Origin of the sequence: Clostridium thermarum (assembly GCF_006351925.1) — a bacterium.
GTDB lineage: Bacteria > Bacillota > Clostridia > Clostridiales > Clostridiaceae > Clostridium_AU > Clostridium_AU thermarum.
In genome coordinates, this window is record NZ_CP040924.1 from 1,219,676 (window position 1) to 1,243,875 (window position 24,200).

Consider the following 24,200-nt stretch of genomic DNA (forward strand, 5'->3'; position numbering starts at 1 on the left):
ATATATGTAAGTACCAAAACCACAGGAGGGATTGAAATGGATAGAAAACAGCTTATAAAAGCATTAGAAGCAAAATATGGAGTAAAGGCAAAATATCTAGGTGCTCCAAGCTTTGCTTACGAAGTTGCCATTAAAGAAAAAATCTGCACCATAGACAAGGAGGGAAAAATCTTGACAGCAAGCGGAGAGGATCTTCTGCCGGAAGAACTTCTTAATGAAGCGTTTGAAACTGACAGCGAAGAAATAGAAGCTGCAGTTGATGCAACACCATTAGAAGAAAACACATCTGAAAATAAGTCAGAGGTTAATTCGAGTGAAGAAGTTCGATCTTCAGAAACCATGAGCTATGAACTGAAGCTTCCAATGGAAGGGCATAATGCAAAGACCCTTAGAAATCTAATTAACATGATCTACGCTAAGCAGCCGCTGATTAAGAAGGCTCTTGGAGCTGATGCTGAGATTTTAACAGAGGAGTTTGTTTATGATATTAACCAAGTACCGATGGAAACAGTAGAAGAATTTCAAAATGCCTTAGAGCAAATTGAAAATTATAGCGGGCAGGGGATTCAGTTTGATTTTGACGAAAAGACATTTGCTTTCAAACTAGAGCTAGAACCGGCCAAAGTAGATGCCGCCATTAACCTACTGGCTTTAGTCAATAAAAACGCGCTGGCTCAGAATTATGCATCCTTTAAGGTAAAGCATACGACCAATGAAAAATACACCTTTAGGACTTGGCTCTTAAGACTTGGCATGATTGGGGATGAGTACAAAAAGGCAAGAAAAGAGCTTTTAAGAAGCTTATCCGGAAATGGTGCTTTTAAAGAGAAAGGCAAGGCAGATGAAAATGAAAAAGAGGTTTTGGAAGATGTACTTGAGATGAGGACTTCCTTTGGGGGTGATAAATAAATGGATAAGTTTTTCACTCAAAAACACTGCGATAGGTGTGGTAAAGATTTAAAAGGTGGTAGAATCATGTCTATGTTCAACACCGACTGCATCTGCTTGGAATGCTGTGATAAAGAGAAAGAGGATAAGGACTATAAAAAGGCCTTAGATGCAGATAGAGAAGAAATCAAGAAAGGAAATTACAACTTTAAAGGCATACGTGGGTAAAACATGCAAACATTGAGAAAGGGCCGATTGGCTCTTTTTCTCATTGGAATTGGAGGTGATAGCATGGGGACAAGAGGAAGAAAACCAAAGCCTACCGCTCTTAAGGTTCTAGAAGGCAACCCAGGGAAAAGACCACTTAATGAAAGCGAGCCAAAGCCTGAAAAGAAAGCTCCCAAATGTCCTTCGTGGCTGGAGCCTGAGGCTAAAAAAGAATGGAGACGGATGTCAAAGATTCTACAAGAACTTGGAATACTAACTGAAATAGATGCATCTGCTTTTGCTGGATACTGCCAGGCCTATGCTAGATGGAAAGAAGCAGAAGAATTCCTAACAAAGCATGGCACAATCTTTAAGACACCTTCTGGATATATTCAGCAGGTACCCCAGGTGTCCATTGCTCAAACCTATCTAAAAATCATGAAAGATTTTTGTAGTGAATTTGGACTCACACCATCTGCCCGTTCTAGAATCCATGCCGGGACAGCCAAAGGCGATACAGATGATCCAATGGAAGAACTACTGAGGCTGGTATAGATGTTTGATGAGAAGAAAGCCAAGAGAGCCATTCAGTTTATAAATCAGCTTAAACATACAAAAGGGGTATGGCATGGAGTACCTTTTGATTTACTTCCTTGGCAGGAGAAGATAATCAGCGATATTTTCGGTACTGTCAAAGAAGATGGATATAGGCAGTATAATACAGCATACGTAGAAATACCCAAGAAAAATGGCAAGAGCGAGATTGCAGCTGCTATTGCTCTATACCTTACCTGCGGCGACGGCGAGTGGGGAGCTGAGGTGTATGGCTGCGCGGCTGACAAACAGCAAGCATCCATCGTATTTGATGTTGCTGTTGAAATGGTGGAACAATGTCCTGCTCTAAAGAAAAGAATAAAACCGGTGATGTCCAGAAAAAGACTGGTGTATCTTCCTACAGCAAGCTTTTATCAAGTGCTCTCGGCTGAAGCCTATACAAAGCATGGACTGAATGTTCATGGCGTAATCTTTGATGAGCTTCATGCCCAGCCTAATAGACAACTTTATGATGTCATGACCAAAGGTTCGGGGGATGCGAGAAAGCAGCCTCTTTTCTTTTTAATCACTACAGCAGGAAATGACAGAAATTCTATCTGCTATGAAGTTCATCAAAAGGCAGAGGATATTTTAAAAGGCAAAAAGAACGATCCAACATTCTATCCAGTAATCTATGGAATAGATGAAGGCGATGATTGGTCCGATGAAAACAACTGGTATAAAGCCAATCCATCCCTTGGTCATACCATTGACATAGATAAAGTTAGAGCATCCTTTATGAGTGCCAAGGAAAACCCAGCTGAAGAGAATTTATTTAGGCAGCTAAGGCTTAATCAATGGGTTAAACAGTCAGTACGTTGGATGCCAATGGATGTGTGGAATAAATGTGATTTTGAAGTGGATGCTGAAAGTCTTACCGGCAGAGAATGCTACGCAGGACTAGACCTTTCCAGCAGCATTGATATTACAGCTTTTGTCTTGGTATTTCCACCAAGAACTGAAGATGAGAAGTATATTGTACTCCCATACTTTTGGATACCGGAAGAGAACCTTCACTTAAGAGTACGAAGAGACCATGTGCCATATGATGCATGGGAAAAGCAAGGCTTTATTAAAACAACAGAAGGGAATGTCATCCACTACGGCTTCATTGAAAAATTCATAGAGGATTTAGGGGATAAGTACAATATAAAAGAGATTGCTTTTGACAGATGGAATGCTACGCAGATGGCTCAAAATCTTGAAGATTTAGGGTTTACTGTTGTACCATTCGGACAAGGGTTTAAGTTTATGGCCCCACCTACAAAAAGGCTGATGGAGCTTACACTGGAGAAGAAAATTGCTCATGGAGGAAATCCGGTTTTAGCGTGGATGATGGACAATATTCACGTGAAAACAGACCCAGCAGGGAATATTAAACCTGACAAGGAAAGGTCAACTGAGAAGATAGATGGTGTGGTGGCAATGATTATGGCACTAGATAGAGCCATTAGAAATGAAGGAAGCACCGGAAGCGTTTATGACGAAAGGGGGATACTATTAATTTAAAATATGATAAAATGATATAACAGGAGGTGTAATGATTTGGGGAATATATTTAAAATCGCGATGTTTATAACATCGTTTATTCCACTCTGGATAACGGTGCTTTTTATTAATATTTTGAGCATAATAAATAATTCCAATAACCTATATACAGAAATTATTGGAATTATAGCGATTTTTTTGATGAACATTTTTTCTATATCCGTTATATTTATATCGTTGGGAAGTATACAGCAATCTGAATACAAGGCATATAAAATTATTGATGCGAAACAAGAAAAAGGCATAACCTCTGAATTTTTGTTGTCGTATGTTTTGCCACTATTTGCTTTTGATTTTACGAGATGGGATGGGGTTGTGCAATTTTTAATTTATTTCATTGTTTTGGCTTTTCTATGTCATAGAAATAATAATGTGTATGCAAACCTAATATTTGAACTTAAAAAATACAAGTTCTATGATTGTGAACTGCTATGGGTACCAGAACCAAATAGTAAACCAATACAAGCTATGGTTATTAGTAAGAATAACCTGTGTTCACAAAAAGGTAATACTATTGAAATTGCACCATTAAACAAACCTTTCTATCTCATGAAATATTTAGAGGAATAGAATTTGGGACTTCACATACACCACCTGTAAACATATTATATTTTGTTTTTCCACATATGGCTTTAGTGAAAACCTCAGCATGTTTTTCATCGCTCAAGTTAAATTTTCCTCGAGTGATATCATAAGGTATTTTTAGTTCTTGAGTTAGTATGTTAAGGTTTGATTCCTCTTTGATATTCTCAATGATTCTTTTGTCAAATGTTATAAATTTTCTTGGGTGTTGTCCCGATAAGGCAAAAGTTTTATAAGCCTCAAAATCGTCAATAATTGATGCATTTTCTATAACTTCAAGAGATGATTTGCATACAATTTTATGCGAATATTCCATATTGAAAATGCTTTCAAAATTATTATTTATAGAATACATTGTTTTATCATAAATTAAGGCATCAAAAGTTTTTCCAAATTGTACAAGGGGTTCAGTTATCTCTTGAATTATATTATGTCTAGACTCGAAGATTTTCCCTTTTCCTTTTTTATAGGTGTAAATTGGGTTTTTACGAGAAAGTATATAAATATTATGATATTCTCCTTCAATGGTATAAGTACCTGCAAATATATAAGCTTGTGATTTAATATCTTTAAGATCAACGGAGTCATCACAGACATTAAGACTTGCAATTAGATTATTCCATTGATGACTAATTAGCGTATCGGAGATAAGAATTTTATCTACAATATCTTTAGGGTTAGTTCCAGTATAATATTGTATATTATTACCATTTTTATTGACTATTGAAATGAAGCTTGTACACATCTCTGATATAGTTTTTTTAAGCAGCTCATCAGTTTGGAATTTTAGTGAATAGCATGTATACTCACCGGGTCTGGATTTATGATTGTAGTTTATTAGTGCCAATGACCAAGAAGTAATTGAATTTATTTTTTCTAAACCTTCTTTTATTTTTTCGTATGACATTCAAAAACCTCCATAATACCATTTTTTATAATTATACCACATTATTATTTATCTGTTGATTTGTATTAAGTATCTCAAGTTGAGGTGCTTTTTTCATGCTCATTTTTGGGAGGTGATAAAATTTGAAAATACCCTTTATATCAAAGTTATTTAATTCTAAAGCAGATCCCAAAAACGGCTTTTGGAACACAACCTACAGTTTTTTCTTTGGATCAACTACAAGTGGAAAAACAGTAAATGAAAAGACAGCTATGCAAACAACTGCCGTGTATGCCTGTGTGAGAATTCTTTCAGAAACGATAGCAAGTTTGCCGCTTCATGTATATAGGCACACTAATTCAGGCAAAGAGAAGGCATTTTCAAGCCCTTTATACAGACTTCTTCATGATGAGCCAAACCCTGAGATGACTTCCTTTGTGTTTAGAGAAACACTGATGGGTCATCTTTTATTATGGGGAAATGCCTATGCTCAGATTATCAGAGATGGTAGAGGCAGAGTGGCAGCACTATATCCCCTTCTTCCAGACAGAATGGAAGTGGATAGGACAGCGGCAGGAGAGCTTTTCTATGAATATCAGAGCGATAAAGGAAAAGTCGTTTTAAGAAAAGAGGATGTGCTTCATATTCCGGGTCTAGGCTTTGACGGAGTAAAGGGCCAGTCACCAATAGCTATGGCTAAAAACGCAATTGGTATGGCCATTGCCACTGAGGAATATGGTGCTAAGTTTTTCTCAAATGGTGCCAATCCTGGGGGAGTGCTTGAACACCCGGGAATAGTGAAGGACCCCAAAAGAATAAGGGATAGCTGGAATGCAGTGTATCAAGGAAGTTCCAATGCCCACAGGGTAGCAGTCCTTGAAGAAGGGATGAAGTTTACACCTATTGGCATTCCTCCAGAACAGGCGCAATTTATAGCCACTAGAAAGTTTCAACTAAATGAGATAGCACGAATTTTCAGGATACCGCCCCATATGATTGGGGATCTTGAGAAGTCGAGCTTTTCTAATATAGAGCAGCAGTCGCTGGAGTTTGTGAAATACACCCTTGACCCTTGGGTGGTTCGCTGGGAGAAGGCCCTACAAAAGTCACTTCTTACACCAGCAGAAAAACAGGAGTACTTTATAAAGTTCAATGTGGATGGGCTCTTAAGGGGAGATTATCAGTCACGTATGAACGGCTATGCAGTAGGCCGTCAAAATGGCTGGCTTTCAGCCAATGATATAAGGGAACTGGAAGATTTAAATCGTATCCCTGAGGAACTGGGAGGAGATCTATATCTAATCAATGGCAATATGACAAAGCTAGAAGATGCTGGGGCATTTGCTAAGAAAACAAATGGAGAGGAGGCATAACTTTGAAGAGAAAATTTTGGAACTGGGCCAGCTCTGATGAAGGCAGGACCCTTTATTTAGATGGAGCCATTGCCGAGGAAACTTGGTTTGGCGACGAGGTGACCCCAAAGCAGTTTAAGACAGAGCTTTTAAGCGAGGATGGGGATGTTATCATTTGGATCAACAGTCCAGGGGGTGACGTTTTTGCAGCAAGTCAAATCTACAACATGCTCATGGACTATAAAGGGAAAGTCACAGTAAAAATTGATGGCATTGCGGCCAGTGCAGCTTCGGTGATTGCAATGGCAGGTGAAGAAGTACTGATTTCGCCAACGGGACTTATGATGATTCATAATCCAATGACCATGGCTTTTGGCGATACAGAAGAAATGGAAAAAGCAATAGCCATGCTTAGCGAAGTGAAAGAGAGCATTATCAATGCCTACGAGCTAAAAACAGGCCTATCAAGAGCAAAACTTTCACATCTTATGGATGCAGAAACTTGGTTCAATGCTAAAAAGGCAGTAGAGCTTGGCTTTGCGGACGGGATTTTATTCTCGGGCTCCAGGTCAGATATGTTAAGCAGCGAGGGCGTATCTTTCAGCAACATTGCAGTCATTAACTCGCTTATAGACAAACTTCCAAAAAAGGAAACAAAACAGGTGCTGGACATTTCACAATTTTACAAGAGACTTGATCTCTTAAAATAAGGAGGCAAACACAATGAATAGAATTTTAGAACTTCGTGAAAAAAGAGCAAAGGTATGGGAGGACGCAAAAGCCTTTCTTGATTCCAAAAGAGGAAAAGATGGCCTGATTTCTCCGGAAGACGCAGCAGTTTATGAAAAAATGGAGGATGAAGTGGTTAATCTTGGCAGGGAAATTGACCGTTTGGAAAGACAAGCAGCTATTGATTTAGAGCTTTCCAAGGCTGTAAACTCTCCACTTACCACAAGACCACATGGTGCAGATAAATCCAAAACAGGCAGGGCCAGTGATGAATATAAGGATGCCTTTTGGAGAGCTATGAGAAACAAACACAGCTTTGATGTGCAAAATGCACTTCAATTGGGAACAGATTCAGAAGGTGGCTACTTGGTGCCGGATGAATTCGAAAGGACACTTGTACAGGCCCTTGAAGAAGAGAACATCTTTAGAACTCTGGCAAAAGTAATTACCACATCATCAGGGGATAGAAAAATTCCTGTTGTTGCATCAAAGGGAACTGCCTCATGGGTAGATGAAGAAGGACTTATTCCTGAATCAGATGATGCTTTCGGTCAAGTATCCATCGGAGCCTATAAATTGGCTACGATGATTAAGGTATCAGAAGAACTCCTAAACGATAGTGTTTTCAATCTTGAAAGCTATATCGCAAGGGAGTTTGCAAGAAGGATTGGTGCCAAGGAAGAAGAGGCCTTCTTTATTGGAGATGGAGTAGGAAAACCGACAGGTATTTTCAATGGCACTGGCGGAGCCGAGCTTGGTGCTACCGCTGCCAGTGCTACTGCCATTACCTTTGACGAGATTATGGATCTCTTTTATTCACTAAAATCTCCATATAGAAAGAATGCAACCTTTATAATGAACGACGCAACAGTTAAGCTGATCAGAAAATTAAAAGACGGTAATGGACAGTATTTATGGCAGCCTTCTGTACAGGCAGGACAGCCGGATACTATTCTCAATAGGCCAGTTAAAACTTCGAGTTTTGTACCAACAGTAGAAGCAGGAGCTAAGACCATCGCTTTTGGTGACTTTGGGTATTACTGGGTAGCGGATAGACAAGGGCGGTCATTCCAAAGACTTAACGAGCTCTATGCAGCAACCGGTCAGGTAGGTTTCAAGGCAACTCAGCGTGTGGATGGAAAGCTAATCCTTCCAGAAGCCATCAAAGTGCTAAAACAGAAATAGGCGGTGATAGATGATGAGTTATAATACAAAAAACCATAGGGAGCAAGGCGGGGATAGAATCATTATCCAGGGTGAGCTTGTAATCGCAGAAGGCGGAAAGCTCCTTTTTAATGAGCATCAGCTAAAACCTGCTGCTTTTCAAGAAGCAAGCACAGCAACCACCGTGGCAGACGCAGTAGCAGACTTAAATACTTTAATTGCAAAGCTTAAAGCAGCAGGCCTTATGGCCAGTGAATAAAGGGGGTGGGCCCATTGATCGTCACCCTTGAGGAAACTAAATTATGGCTTAGGGTGGAGCATTCTGATGAAGATGCACTCATTGAAAGTTTTATAGCTGCAGCGGAGGAACTTGTGGAAGGCATCCTCCGCTTTCCTTTAAGCGAATTTGAGGTCAGTATTCCAGAAGCCATAAAATATGCTGTTTTCTTTACTGTATCCAAGTTTTATGAAGAAAGAAACGAACTGAATATGGAAGAAATCAATTCAGTTTTGAAAGCCCTTCTTTTTTCATACAGAAAGGTGGACTGGTAATGAAAATAGGCGAGTTTAGACACCGCATCAGCGTCAGAAAGCCAGTGGTTGAAGTGAGCGAGAATGGATTTGAGGTGGAAGCCTATGAGACTTATAAAACGCTGTGGGCAAAGGTTGCAAATCTGCATGGCAAGGAGTACTTTGAAGCGGCAGCCATACAAAAGGAAAAAACAGTCAAATTCATCGTCAGAGCTATAAAGAGCATTGATGAAAATATGAAGATAGAGTTTAATGGAAAGCTCTATAACATTACTTTCATTGACAATATCAAGTATGAAAATAAGTACATGGAAATCAAAGCACTGGAGGTGGATGACGATGGTTAAGATTGAAATAGAAGGCATGCAGGAATTGATTGATAAAGTGAATAAACTGGGGGCCAAGGGTGATGAAATCAAGAAAAATGCCCTTGATAAAGCAGGAAAGCTTGTGAAAGAAACCATGGAGAAGAAAGCGCCAAGATCTAAAGAAAATAAGAAGCATATGGCGGATAATATTAAAGTTTCAGATATTGAGAGAAGCAACGGGATAGATTTTGTAAAGATTGGCCCGGATAAAGGGGACGTTTCTGAGTTTTACTATTCAAAGTTTACAGAGTGGGGAACATCCAAAATACCTGCACAGCACTGGGCATCAAAGTCTGTAAAAGAAAATCAGAGGGGAATCAATCAAATCATAAAAGAAGAGCTTGAAAGGGGGCTTAGGGAGCTTGATTAATAAACTGGTAATAGATACGTTGAAACCGCTGGGAGTGCCAGTTGGTTTTCAAAAATACACAGGCAAGGCAAACACCTATATTACTTTCCATGAGTATCTAGCAAGTGGAGAGGAGTATGAAGAAGATAAAGAAGCCTTCACTGGCCACTATATTCAAGTAGATGTTTGGTCCAAAGAGGACTATGGCATGCTAGTAAAAAACATCAAAGTAAGGCTATTAGAAGCAGGATTTAAACGAATCGATGAAGCGGATTTTTATGAAACGGATACGGGTCTTTACCATAAGGGTATGAGATTTTTTTATTTAGAAGAACAGGAGGTTAAGTAAATGGCTAGACAAATTGGTCTTAAGGATATTCATATTGCTTTGCTTACGAAAGACGACGCTACTGGCGCCACCTACGCTGCTCCTTCAAAGCTTGAAAGAGCAATAAGTGCAAAGCTGACTCCAAAATCCAATACGGAAAACATTTATTCAGATGATACGGTGGAAGATATCATTACAGCATTTGAAGGCGTAGATGTTGAAATTGAAATCAATCAGCTTTCTCTTGAAAGCAGAGCAAAGCTCCAAGGCTCTAAGGTTGTAAAAGGGGTTCTGATTGAAAGCAAAGACGATATCGTGCCTACTATAGCCCTTGGGTTTAAGTCCAAGAAGAACAACGGCAAATACCGCTATGTGTGGCTGCTCAAAGGAAAATTCGAGCTTGCTACAGATGAATATGACACAGAAGGAGAAAAGCCTCAGCCTAAAAGTGCAAAGCTAAAAGGGACTTTCTTTGCGAGAGATTTTGATGGCAATTATCGATTTATTGCTGATGAAGATGCGGCAGGAATTGATCCTACCATTATTTCAGGGTGGTTTACAGCAGTCCCAGATGAGCCAGTTGAAACCCCATAGAAGGGAGAGGATAGATTTTGAAAGCATCTGAACTCAAAAACAAAGGGATTAAATTTAAAATAGGCGATGAAGAGTATGAGCTTAAATTCAACATGAATACGTTCTGCGAGCTTGAAGAAGTGTATGGTGATCTCAACAAGGCATTTGAAGATCTTCAAAATATGAAGGTGAAAGCGATCCGAGCGCTGATCTATGCAGCGGTTAAAACCGAAGATGATACCGTCACACTAAAAGGCATTGGGGAGAAACTTGAACTTAAGGACTTAGAAGCATTAGGCACAGGCATTAACAAAGCCCTTGAGACTTCCATGCCTGAGGCAGAAGGTAAAGTGGGGGAATAGAAAGCCACACCGGTCAAGTATCATGGGACTGGGAGTGGCTTTTCTATTTGGCGACAAATCTTCTCAAAATGACTAAGGAAGAGTTTTGGAACAGTACTCCGAAAAAACTGCAGGGGCTCTTTAGAATCTACAAGAAGGTAAATGGCATTGAAGAAGAGGCTTTTGAGACAATAGACAACATTTTGTTTTAGGAGGAGGTGGGGAGTATGTCCAGCGGTACTGCTGTAGTGGCAAGGGTTGGTCTTGACGATAGAGGCTTTCAAGAAGGGATTCAAAAGATACAGCGTAGTTTAAAGGTAGTTCAGAGCGACTTTGCAGCTGCAAGTTCAAAGCTTGGTGATTTTGGGAAGTCTACAGAGGGGTTAAAGCTAAAGGCAGATAGCTTAAGTAAACAGATGGAGCTGCAAAAATCCAAGGTTGAAGCTCTTACAAAAAGCTATCAGGAGAGCGTAGAGAAAAAAGGAGAGGACGCTAAAGCCACTGAGAACCTGAAAATCAAGCTAAACTATGCAATTGCTGAGATGAATAAAATGGAAAGCGAGCTATCTGATATCAACAAACAGCTTGAGGTTCAAAGCAATGGTTTTACGAAGCTTGGGAAAAGTTTTGAAGGCATTGGCGGAAAAATGAAAGGTATAGGGGATGGCTTTTCAAGCGTTGGAAAGAATCTCTCGACTACGGTTACTGCACCGATTATGGCGGCTGGCGCTGGACTTTTTAAATTGGCAAGCGATTTTGATGAAGCCAGTGATGCGATAAGAATTGGAACTGGTGCAACCGGAGAAGCTTTGAAGGGGCTTGAAGCAGATTTCAAGGCGGTCTATAGTGCAGTGGATACGAATATAGGGGATGCCAGCAAAGTCATTGCAGATCTTAATACAAGAACAGGCCTCTCTGGAGAATCTCTTCAAGCCTTGTCCACACAGATGATTAAGCTTGCAAAAGTTACTGGTGAAGATATTAATACGCTCATCCCTGCTGCAACGAGGATGTTTGGAGATGCAGGCCTTTCTGCAAATGAGTATGCCGGTGCTCTTGACTATACTTTTAAGGTAAGTCAAAGTACAGGCATTGGTGTGAGCAGGCTTCAAGAATTAATGACACAATTTGGCGGTCCACTACGTCAAATGGGTTTTGACTGGCAAACCTCTGCTGCAATGCTTGGCAAGTTTGAAAAAGAAGGTGTTAATACCGAACTGGTCGTGGGTTCTCTTCGCATTGCCCTCGGTAAGATGGCAAAAGAAGGCATAGCTGAACCCAATAAAGCACTGCAAGAAATGATTACAAGAATAAAAGAAGCGGGGACAGCGGGTGAAGCCAATGCACTGGCCCTTGAGATGTTCGGTGCAAAAGCTGGACCGGATATGGCTGCAGCAATACGAGAAGGTCGTTTGAACCTAGATGAACTCATCAATAGTCTAAAAATGAGTCCGGAGGCTATCGGAAAAGTTTATGAAGATACAGCCGATGCCGCAGAACAATTTGTTATCCTTAAGAATAAACTGGCCCTTGCGTTAGAGCCTTTAGGAAAAAAGCTGTTTGAAGCTGTAAACAACGTGATGCCAACAATTGAAGTATTAATTGGAATGATAAATTCACTGATTGATAAATTCAATGCACTATCCCCTGCACAGCAGGATCTGGTTTTAAAATTTGCGCTCTTGGCAGCTGCTCTTGGCCCTATTTTAACAGGCGTTGGGCAGCTTATATCAATAGGAGGAACGCTATTTTCTACATTTGGGTCTATATCAACAGCCATCGGTGCAGCAGGCGGTGCAAGTGGTGCCCTTGGGGCTGCTTTTACAGCCTTGACGGGACCCGTTGGTATTGTGATTGCTGCAATTGCGGGGCTTACTGCTGTCTTTGTTGGACTGTATACGCAAAATGAAGATTTTAGAAATGTTGTAAACGAAACGTGGCATGAAGTGAAAGCAGTAATAGGTGCAGTTATTGAAGCATTAAAGGTGTTATTCTCAGCTTTTATTGCTTTTGCCATAGAAATTTGGCGTAAATATGGAGATGACATTGTAACCATAGTATCTTCAGCGTTTGGTTTGATTACGGGAGTCATAAAGACAACTCTTAACATCATTAAGGATGTCATCAAGGTTGTAACCAGTCTTATCAAAGGAGATTGGCAAGGTGTATGGGAAGGCATTAAAAATCTAACAAGTGATTTATGGATGGGTATGAAAAACATTATCGCAAGTGCTTTAGGACTCATTAAGAATATCATTTCGCTCGAACTGAAATTCTTAGAAAATCTTGTATCGGGCATTTGGAACGGGATAAAGGCGGTCACAGCCAATGTGTGGAACGGCATCAAATTGGCTATAGAAATGCCTGTACAAGCAGCTAAGAACACTGTAAAAAGTGCAGCGGATGCGATTTATGGATTTTTCGCCAATCTGAGACTGCCTGAAATCAAAATTCCAACTATTAGACTGCCACACTTTTCGATTCAAGGAAAGTTCAGTCTGGATCCACCGAGCGTACCTCATCTTAGTGTTAATTGGTATGCCAAGGGCGGCATATTCAATAGCCCAAGTGTCATTGGTGTAGGCGAAGCAGGCACAGAGGCAGTACTTCCTATTGATAGGCTGGATGGTATTTTGGCAAAGGCTCTGGAGAAAGCAAAGGGTGTAGGGAATAGTGCTGGGCTAACACTTCACATTGAGAACTTCATTAATCAGACGGATAAAGATATTGAGCAATTAGCTTACGAGCTGGAATTTTATAGACAGAGAGTCGCTATGGGAAGGGGTGGTGTATAGTGCTTAAATTCATATTTGATGGAAAAGACAGTTACGAGGACTATGGCATTCTAATCAGTAAGCGTCCAAGCATCCCTTCTTCTGCACGAAGGGTCAGTTATATAGATATTCCAGGAAGGCATTCAAAGCTTAGATACGATGAAGAAGCCTTTGACGACATTACCATTTTGGTAGAATGCGTGGTTAAAAGCATGGGCTCTCTGCAAGGAAAGATTGATGCTATCAAAGCATGGTTGTTTGGCGCAAATGAGGGTGATTTGATTTTCAGTTTTCAGCCAGATAAGCGTTACCGGGCTCAGGTAGTTAATGCCATAGAATTTGGGCAGGTATACAGATATACTTCAAGATTTCCAATTGTCTTTAATTGCAGACCTTTCAAATATGCCGTGCAAAACAATCTGCTAACGATTACAGAAAGTGGCAGCTTTATCACTAACCCTGGAACCATAAAGAGCGAGCCAGTGATCAGTGTTTATGGAAGTGGAGATATGGAGCTGACAGTTGGTTCTGAGGTAATCTTACTAAAAGAGATTTCAGATAAAATTATTCTAAACTCTGTTCTTCAGGATGCTTATGACGAGGAAGGACTAAGTCTCAATTTCAAAATGAAAGGTGAATTTCCACACCTAGAAATAGGGCTCAATAAAATCAGCTGGACAGGAAATGTTCAGAAAATCGAAGTTTTACCGAATTGGCGGTGGCTCTAATGATAACCGTGTATGACAAGAAGACTAAAAAGGGCAATTTTGATCACAATGGGCTTGCAGTGCTGGATGAATGCATCGCTGCGGAAATTACAGAAGAACTTAACGGGGATTACAGCTTGGAACTTGAATACCCTGTGGTTTCACGAAAAGCACAATATCTAGAAGAATTCAATATTATCAAAGCCAATGGACAGCTATTTAGAATCTATAAAGTTGAAAGCATTCAGGAGAAGGTGAGCAAGCTTAAAGTGTGGGCAAGACATATATTCTATGATCTTGCTTATTATTTTATCGAGTCTGTAAGAATCCTAAATGCCAATACGAAAGAAGCACTGCAGGGCACAATACCTCCGGAATTGCAGGCAGTGTATGATTTTACAGCACCTGAAGAAAATATCGCACCGTTTGCAGCAAAGGAAATCAATGTTGCGGATGCCATGTTTCGCTTGATAGGCGTCTATGGCGGCGAGATTAAAAGGGATAATTACAAAGCGCACATTCTTGAAAAAGTTGGGGCTGAGCGCGGCGTTCTTATCAAGTACGGCAAAAACATTAAAGGTATGAAAGTCATTGAGGATACCAGCGAAATAGCAACCAGGATTTATCCTGTTGGTGCAAGCGGTCTGTTGCTGCCTGAACGTTATATTGAAGTAGAAGGAACTTCTGGCGATATCCTTGCTTTTCCTATAACAAAGAAGGTTGAATTTAAAGACTGCAAGGACGTGGAAAGCTTAAGAGCCAAAGCAATGGATTATGCAAAGACAAGTGCGCAACCAAAACTCTTTATCACGATAGACTTCCTTGAGCTCAGTAAGACGGAAGAATATAAGGGGTTTTTAGAATTAACCGTTGTTGAAGTAGGAGATATTGTTACTGTTAAACACGAAAAGCTTGGAACCTGTACAAATCTAAGAGTTATAAAAAAGAAAATTGATTTGATCAATCCAATAAATACAAAGATTGAATTAGGTGACCCGCTAAATACCATTATTGAGAAATTGGATACCAGTAAACTTTTAGAAGAAATAAATAGTGCTATAGTAGGAACACTCAGCAGCGTCATCATCAAGAAAAACAGCGATGTTATTAACATTGCGACATCCAATTATCCAGCGATGATTGTCGGTATTTCTGCTAAAGCGGATACCAACCTAAACTGCAATATCAGCATGACTGGAAAGGCCAGCGAGGATTGTTCCATTGAACTTCTGTTTTCGCTGGATGGAAAATACTACGACTTTAAGCCGGTTCAGAAGCTGGCCGCTGGAAACAATGTCATCGGCTTGCCGCTGCCAATGCCTCAGGTTACTGCTGGCAATCATACCTTTATGGTTGAGATGAAAGTTACTGCAGGAAAATTTACTATAGAAAAAAACAATCTGCAAATTAGTATTGAGGGAAGAGATCTGGAAGGCGGATTAAGTGCCAGTATTCCAAGGGCCGAAGTGGTTTATACATTCTTGTTCAATCTATTCAGGCTAAAAATAGATGCTTTTGGCGTAATGACAAGTCAGCTATTTGAGCAGATATGTCACATAGATATGGATGGTTATGAAAGACAGACATACTCAGAGTTCTCAGAGCAGTTTCTAAAAGGGATTCAGACAAGCGGCATTGGTAGCTTGACACTTGAAAATATGGGCATTATTGAGACATTCAGCGAAAGAACACAGTCGAACTATTTATATGACCATCTCTTTATAAATTGGAATAGCGACTTTGATAAGAAACCAGATGGCAGTTATGACTATTACAGTAGGGCGGCGATCAAGGAACCCATCCTGGAAAGTACAGGTGGATTTGTTGAAAATTTAGGTTCAGGGGCATTGTATTCTTTGACGCTTCCAAGTAAAGCACTATACAAGGATCTAGTAGCTATTAGAGCAACGATTGATGAAATTTAAGGGGTGATGATATGCCAATCATAGCTGAAATAAGTCTTCCTAAGGGGAGCAGTGGCATGACACAGCTAGGCGGAACAAACGACGATTCAACTGTGTCCCTTCCGGATATGGGATTTAACTTCTATTATAATGGCTCAGTCATTCGGCAGCTATACAGCAGCGGCAACTCATGGGTAGGTTTTGGCAGCGGTTCACAGCATCTTAACATCAATAACCGGGATGCCAGTTATAATAGACTTCTTTATGCAAACGAAGTTGAACATGGTATAAAGCTCTTTAGAATACGATTTGAAGGAAATTATTATTACAGTAATTGGGGTGCAAACAACCTTGTTTGGGAACTTTCGGTTTTTGAAACTGGAGTGATAAGACTGGTTCTTGAGAAGTTTCCTAACAATGGAACCAACAACTTTGCAAATCCAAATGTAGGGACAGTAACGCTCAGCCTTTCTGAGGGGAAATCGTATATTTTTTCGCCATTAGATCCAACCGGAAAAAACTACACCATTCAAGAAGGCTCATATATCCCGGCTGAAAGCAAATTTTTAATGGTGGATACGGAAGGGGTTAAAACCTATGGGAATAGCGCAGGGGTGATGCAGTGGTACAAAATCGGAGAGCTTCCTTTGACAGAAAATATATTTAAGACTTATGGCATTGAGATGCTGCCTAATTCATTAGAAGGACTTATCGATGATGCACCACTACTGTTTCATTACACTGATAATCCCAATATCCTGGCAAATAAAAATGCATATCAGCTAAAGCTGACAGAGGTTGTTACGAGCAGGCCTCTTGTTTTGCTTCAAAACTTTGATTTTGAAATCCATGAAGGAAAACTGATTGATAGATTTGAAATTGAAAAGACTACTTCCAAGCGAGATGCAAATGGCAATGAGATTTCTACAAATGGCAGAATTTATATTTCTCTTAGCGTCGATATGGGAAGTAGTTTTTTAACATTTAATGCAGCGACATCATCCTTTGAAACTATTAATATAAATGACTTAGCGGCTTTTAAGTCAAATGGAATTGCTGCTTCTGCGCTCACAGGAATTGACTATGATGAGCTAAATGCAAGGCTTCAAGACACAAGAAAAATTCGGTTTGCCTATCTCCTTGAGAAACCGACCCTTGAGGATGTATGCAAACTTAGAAAAATAAAGATTTTTTACAGATAGGAGGTGTCCCGCTTGTGAAGAAAAACAACGTGGTCTATGAAAGTGTTTCATACAATAAAGATCTTTTAAATGGTGAAATATATTCTGAAACCAAAATAAAAAGAAAAAACGGCATAAAAGGAAAAGTGAGACTAGAGCTATTTGATGCCAAAACCGGTCAAAAAACTACCGAAGCCTATACAGAAAATTTAATTCCAGATTTGTATTTCAAGGATACGTTTTTAAATCAGTTCTTAAGCGGCATTATGGCCGTTGGAAATACAAGACAATCTTACAATTATAACTGGTTCAATTACTTGTATCTTACGGATCATGATAAGCCAGAACATCCCAGTGAACAAAGGGTTATGGGGAATGTCATTGGCTATGCCCATAGGAACAGCGCATATTCAGGCAATGACCCTCAACGTGGAACGATTAACCTGGCTGAGTCAAGCTTTGTTGTGACGGACAGTAAGCTCAAGGTCAATTTTGTTTTTGATTTTCCTACACATGCTGCTAATGGTCGGATTGAAAGCATTTACTGGGCAGAGGCGGATCCTGCTAATAAAGACTATGCTTACATGGGTGCTTCTATTTTTGGAAGAGAAAGCGGAGATAACAACTATTATATCGATAGTACATTAAATCCTAAGCGGTATTGGGCCATTTACTATTTCTTTGGATACGCTGTTGACATTAAGTTCACAAGTCCGACAAAAGGGTGGGGTCTACTGGATGGAAAAAGTACTAGTGTGACACAAACCCCCTATTTACAGTTTCCTGAAAATTTAAAAGGGCATTGGTTGATGATCCCTTTTGATCTTAATGCAAATGACATTGCTCTGATAGATCAGGCAGTTAAGCTGCTAAACTCAGAAGGAAACCCGCTTATTCAGGACAGTAATCACGCTGTCAGAAAATATGACGGTCTTACAAATGTTTTTCCTTATACTCAACCAGATGGGAACTTCATTTTTATAGGTTATTATCTTTATTCCATTTCATCAGATACTTATATGCGCATTTATAAATGGAGTAAAGTTGGCGTGCAGCTTAGTTTTGTGGATGTGAATATGAGCCAAAAGTTTAAAGATGTAGATTACAACATTCCTTTTTCGTATTCGCAGGTTTTGGCTAGCGGTGTCTATCTTGATGGCTGCATTGATATTGTAGGTTATACAAATCGACTTGATCAGCAGTTTAACGAGCAAGTTTATACCAGCAGATGGATCCGCGTTGATGCTGCTGGCAACAAAATAGGGGATATGAACATCAAGCCGAAAATCGGCAACTCCACTTGGTTTGGCCTAAAAGGGATGGATAGTGGCAATATAGAAAGGCGATGCAGAATTTCACAAATGTATCGCAGTGCAAATAAGATTTATCTCTACTATACATCTGTGCAAGGTGGTGCAGGTTTCTACCAAGTGATAACACCTTCAGGCAATCTTCTTGAACCTTATAAAGCATATTTTGGCCTTAATAATGCCAGCTACTATTCCTATCACAATATTTTAGGAACGGATAGATGGATTAGCAGGTATTATGGGAACAATCGAAATTATCAATTAATTCAATGGATGCTTCTTAGCAGACCTATAGGTGCTCATACAAAACTCACTCAGCCGGTTGAAAAAACAGAGGCAAATACCATGAAAATTCAATATATGTTTGAAATTGACCTCGTTGATTATGGCGAGGATTATTTTTAAGGATGGAGGAACAAAGATGAAAAACTTTATTAACACCATGCAGATTGCATTTACTGCTGCGGGAGGGTACCTGGGATGGATTTTAGGAGGTCTAGACGGGTTTTTATATGCGCTTTTGGCTTTTGTTGTGATTGACTATGGAACCGGGTTGATGCTCGCGATTATTGAAAGGAAGCTGTCCAGTGAGATTGGTTTCAGAGGCATTTTTAAGAAAATCTTCATATTTCTGATGGTTGCAATTGGACATACAATCGATGCCCATATTATTCAAAACGGTAGTGCTATTCGCACCGCCGTTATTTTTTTCTACATTTCCAATGAAGGCATCAGTATTCTAGAAAATGCGGCAAGCATTGGGCTTCCTGTGCCAGATAAGCTGAAAGCTATTCTTAAGCAGTTAAACGAGGAGGAATCAAAATGAATCTTCATACTTTGTATCTAACTGAAAATGCCTGTTACAAGGCTGGTAAAAGCATCAAACCACAAGGGATCATGGTACATTCCACAGGTGCCAATAACCCGAATCTTAAAAGGTATGTTGGCCCAGATGATGGACTATTGGGGAAAAACCTAAACAATAATCACTGGAATAAGGATAAGCCAGATGGCAGAGAAGTTTGCCCACACGCTTTTATTGGCAGGCTAAACGATGGCTCCATTGCTACTTATCAAACATTACCCTGGAATCACCGGGGTTGGCATGCCGGAGGAAGTGCCAATGATACACATATAGGATTTGAAATCTGCGAGGATGGACTCACTGATTTCTCATATTTTAATGCGGTTTATAAGGAAGCTGTGGAGCTATGCGTATATCTTTGCAAAATCTATGGTCTTAGTGAGAAAAACATCATCTGCCACAGCGAAGCTTATAAACTAGGTATTGCAAGTAACCATGCGGATGTTATGCACTGGTTTCTAAAGCATGATAAGTCCATGGATACATTTAGAACTGATGTAAAGAAACAATTGGAGGAAGAAAAAGCCTCAAATCCTGTTACATCACAAACTAAACTATATCGTGTACAAATCGGTGCCTACTCGGTTAAAGCCAATGCCGAAGCTCAGCTTGCAAAGGCAAAAGCCGCTGGATTTAAAGACGCTTTTATTAAATATGAATAATGAATAGAAAGTTGCCTGTGGGTGTGTTCCTGCAGGCTCTTTTTTCGTTCTGATTCAAATTTATTTTTATAAACCCTCAACTTCGACCTGTTCCCACGGCTATTAGGTAGGAGGTAATGCTTTATGAATCAGAACGATAATAAAAAAGTTACAAAGGTTTCGGATGAAACAACAGAAAACAGAATCGAAGCAAAGAGAGTATCGCAGGAACAGTTGAAGTGTGAGTTTGATTATATTCAGGCAGAGAAATTACTTAGAAAGATGCTCCAAAAAGGTTTAATAACTGAAGTAGAATTCAACAAGATAGACGCACTTAATCGCCAAACTTTCTCCCCTTTTTTAGCAGAGATAATGCCTTGAATCCGTTGATATATAAAGGTTTCAGAGGTAATATGTGACCTACCAAGAAGGAGGTGAGTTGATGAAAAAGATAACGAAAATAGAAGGAAATCAAGATTATATTTTTAAGCCGAAAACACGAGTAGTTGCCTACTGTCGTGTTTCAACGGACAGTGATGATCAATTAGTCAGTTTGCATGCACAAAAATCCCATTATGAAACCTACATAAAGGCAAATTCAGAATGGGATTATGCAGGCTTATATTATGACGAGGGTATCAGCGGTACCAAAAAGGAAAATCGCTCTGACCTGCTTAGATTGTTGTCAGATTGCGAATCTGGAATGATTGACCTAATTATTACAAAGTCCGTCAGCCGGTTTGCTAGAAACACTACAGACTGCTTGGAGATGGTTCGTAAACTGCTTGACCTTGGGGTTCATATCTATTTTGAGAAGGAAAACATTAATACGGGGTCAATGGAAAGCGAGTTAATGCTCTCCATTTTAAGTGGGCTTGCAGAAAGTGAGTCTGTTTCTATTTCGGAAAATGCAAAATGGGCAATTCAAAGAAGATTTCAAAACGGAACCTTTAAAATCTCCTATCCACCATACGGTTATGAAAACATTGATGGTCAGATGATAGTAAATCCTGAACAGGCTGAAGTTGTAAGATATATTTTTGCAGAAGTATTATCGGGTAAAGGTACACAGAAAATTGCAGATGATCTTAATCAAAGGAATATTCCAACAAAAAGAGGAGGACATTGGACGTCTACAACTATTCGAGGGATTCTTAAGAATGAGAAATATACGGGTGATATTATACTGCAAAAAACCTATACAGACTTCCAATTTAATAAGCGCACCAACAATGGTGAGAAAAATAAATATTTAATTAAGAATCACCATGAAGCAATTATAAGCTATGAGGTGTTTGAGGCAGCTGAAGCTGCTTTAAGTCAAAGGGCAAAGGAAAAAGGAGTCGAGAAGAGTAGTGACAAATATCAAATGCGATATCCCTTCTCTGGTAAGATAATATGTTCAGAATGCGGTAGTACCTTTAAAAGACGGATTCATTCAACAGGTGCAAAAAAATATATAGCATGGTGCTGCAGCAGGCACTTAAAGCAGGTAACAGATTGTTCCATGCAGTTTATACGAGATGAGGATGTAAAGACTGCATTTGTTACGATGATAAATAAACTGATTTACGGAAGGAAAATAATTCTAAAACCTTTATTGGATACTTTGCGTGAGATGAGCAGGTCTGACAACCTCTCGAGAATTCAGGAATTAGATAAGCAAATAGAAAAGAAAGCTGAACAAAAAGAACTGCTTGTAAAACTTATGGCAAAGGGTTATCTGGAGCCTGCTCTTTTTAATAGAGAAAGCAATGAACTGCGAATGGAACTAGAAAACTATATAGAGCAGAAAGAAGCCTTAATTCAGGCCGTGAATGGAGAATTATCAAAGGTGCAGGAAGTGAGTAACTTGATGAAGTTTACAAATAAGGCTGAAATGATTGATTCCTTTGATGATCAACTTTTTAATGAGTATGTTGAAAGAATTGTTGTTTTCTCAAGGACAGAGATAGGTTTCATGCTTAAATGCGAAATCACATTAAGGGAAAGGATTTGAGAGAATGGCACACACGCCTTATGGATACAGAATTGAGAATGGGATAGCGGTTATCGATGAAGAAAAAGCTGAAAAGATTAGGCTCTTATATGAAAGTTATTTATCAGGTCTATTCTTATCAGCCGCAGCTAAAAAAGCTGGAATAGAAGCTTATCATGGAACAGTTGGAAGGATGCTTCAAAATGAATGTTATCTTGGAGATGGCTATTACCCCGCCATTATTGATAAAGAAACATATGAAAAAGCAGAAGCTGAGAGGGTAAACAGAGCCAAAAAGCTTGGCAGAATATTTGAACCCAAGGAAGATTATAAACCTACTATATCTAAATCTTTTATCACGGAACCTATAGTCAATAAACACACAAATCCTTTTAAACAAGCGGAATATGTTTATAGTTTAATAAAAAGTGAGGGGCATCAAGATGGCAGTAAGTAAAAATGTCATGATAATACCAGCAGTTAAACGTATAGGTAACAACAATAATAAAGAAGATGAAAAACCAAAACTTCGGGTCGCTGCATATTGCCGAGTTTCTACAGATAGTGATGAACAGGCAAGCAGTTATGAAGTGCAGATAGAACATTATACTGAGTTCATTAAGAAGAACTCAGAGTGGGAATTTGCCGGGATATTTGCTGATGATGGCATAAGCGGCACAAACACAAAAAAGCGTGATGAGTTTAATCGCATGATTGATGAGTGCATGGCCGGGAATATCGACATGATTATTACAAAGTCAATTAGCCGGTTTGCTAGAAACACCTTGGATTGCTTGCAATATATTCGGAAACTTAAAGACAAAAATATTGCAGTTTATTTTGAAAAGGAAAACATCAATACGCTAGATGCTAAAGGAGAAATAATGCTGACGATTATGGCATCCTTAGCACAGCAAGAAAGTCAGTCGTTAAGCCAGAATGTGAAGCTCGGTTATCAATATCGATATCAGCAGGGAGAAGTAATGGTTAATTGCTCCAGATTTTTGGGGTATACCAAGGATGAGAATAAGCGCTTGGTGATTGTTCCGGAAGAAGCAGAAATAGTTAAGAGAATTTACCGAGAGTATCTTGAAGGCTCAAGTATGGACAAAATTAAGAAAGGCCTTGAAGCTGATGGTATACCTACGGGTGCAGGAAAGGCTAAGTGGCATACCAGTACAATTAGGAAGATATTAAGCAATGAAAAATATATAGGAGATGCATTACTCCAGAAAACATATACGGTAGATTTTCTTTCAAAAAAGAGGGTTGTTAATAACGGGATTGTACCTCAGTACTATGTAGAGAATAGCCATGAAGCCATTATTCCACGTGAAATATTTATGCAGGTACAAGAAGAACTGGTTCGCCGAAGTAGAGGTCATATCGCTACAAGCGGTAAGAGAAGGGTTTTCAGTTCAAGTCATGCATTTTCACAGATTGTTTTTTGTGGAGATTGCGGAGAAATCTATCGCAGGGTTCACTGGAACAATCGTGGAAAGAAGTCTATTGTTTGGAGATGTGTCAGCAGGCTTGAGAATACAGGTTTATCTTGCCGTTCGCGAACCGTATCAGAAGAGATAATATGCCTGGCTACGGTGGATGCAATTAATAGGTTGCTTGGACAAAAGGATGAGCTTTTGCTTACTCTAAAGGAGAATATAAAAACGGTAATAATTGAAACGAATAATAGTGCAATTGAGGAGATAGATAAAAAGCTGGAGGAATTGCAAAAAGACCTTTTGAGGCTAGCCAATTCTAAAGAAGATTATAATGATATAGCTGATGAAATCTATAGACTTAGAGAAGAAAGACATAAGATTTTGGCGGAAGAGGCCGGGAAAAAAGGCTCCAAGCAAAGGCTCGAAGAGATGGAACAATTCTTAAATGATCAATCCTGCGAGATGGAGGAATATGATGAGCAGTTAGTAAGGCGGCTTATAGAGAAAATAACTGTTTTTGATGATAAACTCACTATTGAATTTAGATCTGGTGTAGAAGTAGATGTATAAACATTGACTTCATAAATGACCGCCATTCGGGAGATATTTTCTCTTAATTGGCGGTTTTCTTTTTATATTGACTATAATTGGTAAAGTTCATATAATCTTATTAACAATGTTGTTTATATTGTTATTGACAAGGAGATGACAACATGAGTGATGTTAACGAGTTACTAGAACAAGCTATTAAGGAAACTGAAAACTTGAATAAAGGTGAAGTCTTTCTTGTTAAAGATCTGTTCAAGGGTTATGTATGGAACAGAATACCTAGAAAGGATCGGCTTCTGCTTGGGACTTTATTTTTAAACTATGTAAATAAAATGGAAGGTAATATAAAGGCTATTGAAAAGACTTCATCTAATCAGCAGAGGTACGAGAAGATATAGACCTTCAGTGG

Annotated in this window: 29 protein-coding genes; 28 read left to right on the forward strand and 1 reads right to left on the reverse strand. The window is 39.3% G+C overall.

Annotation, left to right across the window (positions count from 1 at the left end; genetic code table 11):
* Positions 1 to 36: 36 nt before the first annotated feature.
* The 5 genes from FHY60_RS05300 to FHY60_RS05320 all read left to right on the forward strand — a co-directional run bounded on the left by FHY60_RS05300 (position 37) and on the right by FHY60_RS05320 (position 3,807).
* Positions 37 to 909, forward strand: coding sequence for a virulence-related protein (locus FHY60_RS05300; RefSeq protein ID WP_139903995.1), 873 nt, complete (start codon positions 37 to 39; stop codon positions 907 to 909).
* Positions 910 to 1,116 (forward strand): gamma-glutamylcyclotransferase, encoded by a 207-nt coding sequence (locus tag FHY60_RS05305; RefSeq protein ID WP_139903996.1) that lies wholly within the window; start codon positions 910 to 912, stop codon positions 1,114 to 1,116.
* 63 nt (positions 1,117 to 1,179) lie between these two features.
* Complete coding sequence (locus FHY60_RS05310) at positions 1,180 to 1,650, forward strand: phage terminase small subunit P27 family (protein ID WP_139903997.1); 471 nt, start codon at positions 1,180 to 1,182, stop codon at positions 1,648 to 1,650.
* A complete protein-coding gene (locus FHY60_RS05315) occupies positions 1,651 to 3,198 on the forward strand; it encodes a terminase large subunit (RefSeq protein WP_139903998.1) in 1,548 nt (515 codons plus the stop codon). It abuts the gene before it with no gap.
* A 60-nt stretch (positions 3,199 to 3,258) separates the two neighbouring features.
* On the forward strand, positions 3,259 to 3,807 hold the full coding sequence (locus FHY60_RS05320; protein ID WP_243122233.1) for a hypothetical protein: 549 nt from the start codon (positions 3,259 to 3,261) through the stop codon (positions 3,805 to 3,807).
* Here the strand turns inward: FHY60_RS05320 and FHY60_RS05325 are convergent.
* Positions 3,785 to 4,726 carry a DUF4868 domain-containing protein gene (locus tag FHY60_RS05325; protein WP_139904000.1) on the reverse strand — a complete coding sequence of 314 codons (942 nt, stop codon included), beginning with the start codon at positions 4,724 to 4,726 and terminating at the stop codon, positions 3,785 to 3,787. The genes FHY60_RS05320 and FHY60_RS05325 overlap by 23 nt on opposite strands.
* 122 nt (positions 4,727 to 4,848) lie before the next feature.
* Here FHY60_RS05325 and FHY60_RS05330 point away from each other — a divergent pair, with 122 nt between their 5' ends.
* From FHY60_RS05330 to FHY60_RS05435, 23 genes are all read left to right on the forward strand, one after another.
* On the forward strand, positions 4,849 to 6,078 hold the full coding sequence (locus FHY60_RS05330) for a phage portal protein (protein WP_479723577.1): 1,230 nt from the start codon (positions 4,849 to 4,851) through the stop codon (positions 6,076 to 6,078).
* A 2-nt stretch (positions 6,079 to 6,080) separates the two neighbouring features.
* Positions 6,081 to 6,767, forward strand: a complete 687-nt coding sequence (locus FHY60_RS05335) for a head maturation protease, ClpP-related (RefSeq protein WP_139904001.1) — start codon at positions 6,081 to 6,083, stop codon at positions 6,765 to 6,767.
* A gap of 13 nt (positions 6,768 to 6,780) precedes the next feature.
* The gene (locus FHY60_RS05340) at positions 6,781 to 7,971 is read left to right on the forward strand and encodes a phage major capsid protein (RefSeq protein ID WP_139904002.1); all 1,191 of its coding nucleotides are present in this window, start codon (positions 6,781 to 6,783) and stop codon (positions 7,969 to 7,971) included.
* 10 nt (positions 7,972 to 7,981) lie between these two features.
* Positions 7,982 to 8,209 carry a head fiber protein gene (locus FHY60_RS05345; protein WP_341472548.1) on the forward strand — a complete coding sequence of 76 codons (228 nt, stop codon included), beginning with the start codon at positions 7,982 to 7,984 and terminating at the stop codon, positions 8,207 to 8,209.
* Between the two features lie 5 nt (positions 8,210 to 8,214).
* Positions 8,215 to 8,502: a head-tail connector protein gene (locus FHY60_RS05350; RefSeq protein WP_243122234.1), complete on the forward strand. Its 288-nt coding sequence runs from the start codon at positions 8,215 to 8,217 to the stop codon at positions 8,500 to 8,502.
* The gene (locus FHY60_RS05355) at positions 8,502 to 8,828 is read left to right on the forward strand and encodes a phage head closure protein (protein ID WP_139904004.1); all 327 of its coding nucleotides are present in this window, start codon (positions 8,502 to 8,504) and stop codon (positions 8,826 to 8,828) included. Before FHY60_RS05350 ends, FHY60_RS05355 begins: the two co-directional genes overlap by 1 nt.
* Positions 8,821 to 9,219 carry an HK97-gp10 family putative phage morphogenesis protein gene (locus tag FHY60_RS05360; protein ID WP_139904005.1) on the forward strand — a complete coding sequence of 133 codons (399 nt, stop codon included), beginning with the start codon at positions 8,821 to 8,823 and terminating at the stop codon, positions 9,217 to 9,219. The genes FHY60_RS05355 and FHY60_RS05360 overlap by 8 nt, the downstream gene beginning before the upstream one ends.
* On the forward strand, positions 9,212 to 9,547 hold the full coding sequence (locus FHY60_RS05365) for a hypothetical protein (RefSeq protein ID WP_139904006.1): 336 nt from the start codon (positions 9,212 to 9,214) through the stop codon (positions 9,545 to 9,547). The genes FHY60_RS05360 and FHY60_RS05365 overlap by 8 nt, the downstream gene beginning before the upstream one ends.
* On the forward strand, positions 9,548 to 10,120 hold the full coding sequence (locus FHY60_RS05370; RefSeq protein ID WP_139904007.1) for a major tail protein: 573 nt from the start codon (positions 9,548 to 9,550) through the stop codon (positions 10,118 to 10,120).
* Positions 10,121 to 10,137: 17 nt separating this feature from the next.
* Positions 10,138 to 10,461, forward strand: coding sequence for a tail assembly chaperone (locus tag FHY60_RS05375; RefSeq protein WP_139904008.1), 324 nt, complete (start codon positions 10,138 to 10,140; stop codon positions 10,459 to 10,461).
* Between the two features lie 68 nt (positions 10,462 to 10,529).
* A complete protein-coding gene (locus FHY60_RS18455) occupies positions 10,530 to 10,652 on the forward strand; it encodes a hypothetical protein (protein WP_279230453.1) in 123 nt (40 codons plus the stop codon).
* Positions 10,653 to 10,667: 15 nt separating this feature from the next.
* Positions 10,668 to 13,235, forward strand: a complete 2,568-nt coding sequence (locus FHY60_RS05380; RefSeq protein WP_243122268.1) for a phage tail tape measure protein — start codon at positions 10,668 to 10,670, stop codon at positions 13,233 to 13,235.
* Positions 13,235 to 13,942 (forward strand): distal tail protein Dit, encoded by a 708-nt coding sequence (locus FHY60_RS05385; RefSeq protein WP_139904010.1) that lies wholly within the window; start codon positions 13,235 to 13,237, stop codon positions 13,940 to 13,942. The genes FHY60_RS05380 and FHY60_RS05385 overlap by 1 nt, the downstream gene beginning before the upstream one ends.
* Positions 13,942 to 15,846, forward strand: a complete 1,905-nt coding sequence (locus FHY60_RS05390; protein ID WP_139904011.1) for a phage tail spike protein — start codon at positions 13,942 to 13,944, stop codon at positions 15,844 to 15,846. Before FHY60_RS05385 ends, FHY60_RS05390 begins: the two co-directional genes overlap by 1 nt.
* 11 nt (positions 15,847 to 15,857) lie before the next feature.
* The gene (locus FHY60_RS05395; protein ID WP_139904012.1) at positions 15,858 to 17,027 is read left to right on the forward strand and encodes a hypothetical protein; all 1,170 of its coding nucleotides are present in this window, start codon (positions 15,858 to 15,860) and stop codon (positions 17,025 to 17,027) included.
* A gap of 14 nt (positions 17,028 to 17,041) precedes the next feature.
* Complete coding sequence (locus FHY60_RS05400; RefSeq protein WP_139904013.1) at positions 17,042 to 18,721, forward strand: hypothetical protein; 1,680 nt, start codon at positions 17,042 to 17,044, stop codon at positions 18,719 to 18,721.
* Positions 18,722 to 18,737: 16 nt separating this feature from the next.
* Positions 18,738 to 19,142, forward strand: a complete 405-nt coding sequence (locus tag FHY60_RS05405) for a phage holin family protein (RefSeq protein WP_139904014.1) — start codon at positions 18,738 to 18,740, stop codon at positions 19,140 to 19,142.
* A complete protein-coding gene (locus FHY60_RS05410; protein ID WP_139904015.1) occupies positions 19,139 to 19,843 on the forward strand; it encodes an N-acetylmuramoyl-L-alanine amidase in 705 nt (234 codons plus the stop codon). Before FHY60_RS05405 ends, FHY60_RS05410 begins: the two co-directional genes overlap by 4 nt.
* Before the next feature lie 123 nt (positions 19,844 to 19,966).
* Positions 19,967 to 20,203, forward strand: coding sequence for an SHOCT domain-containing protein (locus FHY60_RS05415; protein WP_139904016.1), 237 nt, complete (start codon positions 19,967 to 19,969; stop codon positions 20,201 to 20,203).
* A gap of 61 nt (positions 20,204 to 20,264) precedes the next feature.
* Positions 20,265 to 21,821: a recombinase family protein gene (locus FHY60_RS05420; RefSeq protein ID WP_139904017.1), complete on the forward strand. Its 1,557-nt coding sequence runs from the start codon at positions 20,265 to 20,267 to the stop codon at positions 21,819 to 21,821.
* A gap of 4 nt (positions 21,822 to 21,825) precedes the next feature.
* Positions 21,826 to 22,257 carry a recombinase family protein gene (locus tag FHY60_RS05425; protein WP_139904018.1) on the forward strand — a complete coding sequence of 144 codons (432 nt, stop codon included), beginning with the start codon at positions 21,826 to 21,828 and terminating at the stop codon, positions 22,255 to 22,257.
* A complete protein-coding gene (locus tag FHY60_RS05430) occupies positions 22,244 to 23,812 on the forward strand; it encodes a recombinase family protein (protein ID WP_139904019.1) in 1,569 nt (522 codons plus the stop codon). The genes FHY60_RS05425 and FHY60_RS05430 overlap by 14 nt, the downstream gene beginning before the upstream one ends.
* 143 nt (positions 23,813 to 23,955) lie before the next feature.
* Complete coding sequence (locus FHY60_RS05435; RefSeq protein WP_139904020.1) at positions 23,956 to 24,189, forward strand: single-stranded DNA-binding protein; 234 nt, start codon at positions 23,956 to 23,958, stop codon at positions 24,187 to 24,189.
* Positions 24,190 to 24,200: the final 11 nt, after the last annotated feature.

What these genes read in the sequence shown, in the direction of transcription:
- FHY60_RS05300 (WP_139903995.1), top strand. Translation starts at nt 37, where the DNA reads ATGGATAGAAAACAGCTTATAAAAGCATTAGAAGCAAAATATGGAGTA.
- FHY60_RS05305 (WP_139903996.1), top strand. Translation starts at nt 910, where the DNA reads ATGGATAAGTTTTTCACTCAAAAACACTGCGATAGGTGTGGTAAAGAT.
- FHY60_RS05310 (WP_139903997.1), top strand. Translation starts at nt 1,180, where the DNA reads ATGGGGACAAGAGGAAGAAAACCAAAGCCTACCGCTCTTAAGGTTCTA.
- FHY60_RS05315 (WP_139903998.1), top strand. Translation starts at nt 1,651, where the DNA reads ATGTTTGATGAGAAGAAAGCCAAGAGAGCCATTCAGTTTATAAATCAG.
- FHY60_RS05320 (WP_243122233.1), top strand. Translation starts at nt 3,259, where the DNA reads ATGTTTATAACATCGTTTATTCCACTCTGGATAACGGTGCTTTTTATT.
- FHY60_RS05325 (WP_139904000.1), bottom strand. Translation starts at nt 4,726, where the DNA reads ATGTCATACGAAAAAATAAAAGAAGGTTTAGAAAAAATAAATTCAATT.
- FHY60_RS05340 (WP_139904002.1), top strand. Translation starts at nt 6,781, where the DNA reads ATGAATAGAATTTTAGAACTTCGTGAAAAAAGAGCAAAGGTATGGGAG.
- FHY60_RS05345 (WP_341472548.1), top strand. Translation starts at nt 7,982, where the DNA reads ATGATGAGTTATAATACAAAAAACCATAGGGAGCAAGGCGGGGATAGA.
- FHY60_RS05355 (WP_139904004.1), top strand. Translation starts at nt 8,502, where the DNA reads ATGAAAATAGGCGAGTTTAGACACCGCATCAGCGTCAGAAAGCCAGTG.
- FHY60_RS05360 (WP_139904005.1), top strand. Translation starts at nt 8,821, where the DNA reads ATGGTTAAGATTGAAATAGAAGGCATGCAGGAATTGATTGATAAAGTG.
- FHY60_RS05370 (WP_139904007.1), top strand. Translation starts at nt 9,548, where the DNA reads ATGGCTAGACAAATTGGTCTTAAGGATATTCATATTGCTTTGCTTACG.
- FHY60_RS18455 (WP_279230453.1), top strand. Translation starts at nt 10,530, where the DNA reads ATGACTAAGGAAGAGTTTTGGAACAGTACTCCGAAAAAACTGCAGGGG.
- FHY60_RS05380 (WP_243122268.1), top strand. Translation starts at nt 10,668, where the DNA reads ATGTCCAGCGGTACTGCTGTAGTGGCAAGGGTTGGTCTTGACGATAGA.
- FHY60_RS05390 (WP_139904011.1), top strand. Translation starts at nt 13,942, where the DNA reads ATGATAACCGTGTATGACAAGAAGACTAAAAAGGGCAATTTTGATCAC.
- FHY60_RS05395 (WP_139904012.1), top strand. Translation starts at nt 15,858, where the DNA reads ATGCCAATCATAGCTGAAATAAGTCTTCCTAAGGGGAGCAGTGGCATG.
- FHY60_RS05405 (WP_139904014.1), top strand. Translation starts at nt 18,738, where the DNA reads ATGAAAAACTTTATTAACACCATGCAGATTGCATTTACTGCTGCGGGA.
- FHY60_RS05410 (WP_139904015.1), top strand. Translation starts at nt 19,139, where the DNA reads ATGAATCTTCATACTTTGTATCTAACTGAAAATGCCTGTTACAAGGCT.
- FHY60_RS05415 (WP_139904016.1), top strand. Translation starts at nt 19,967, where the DNA reads ATGAATCAGAACGATAATAAAAAAGTTACAAAGGTTTCGGATGAAACA.
- FHY60_RS05420 (WP_139904017.1), top strand. Translation starts at nt 20,265, where the DNA reads ATGAAAAAGATAACGAAAATAGAAGGAAATCAAGATTATATTTTTAAG.
- FHY60_RS05425 (WP_139904018.1), top strand. Translation starts at nt 21,826, where the DNA reads ATGGCACACACGCCTTATGGATACAGAATTGAGAATGGGATAGCGGTT.
- FHY60_RS05430 (WP_139904019.1), top strand. Translation starts at nt 22,244, where the DNA reads ATGGCAGTAAGTAAAAATGTCATGATAATACCAGCAGTTAAACGTATA.
- FHY60_RS05435 (WP_139904020.1), top strand. Translation starts at nt 23,956, where the DNA reads ATGAGTGATGTTAACGAGTTACTAGAACAAGCTATTAAGGAAACTGAA.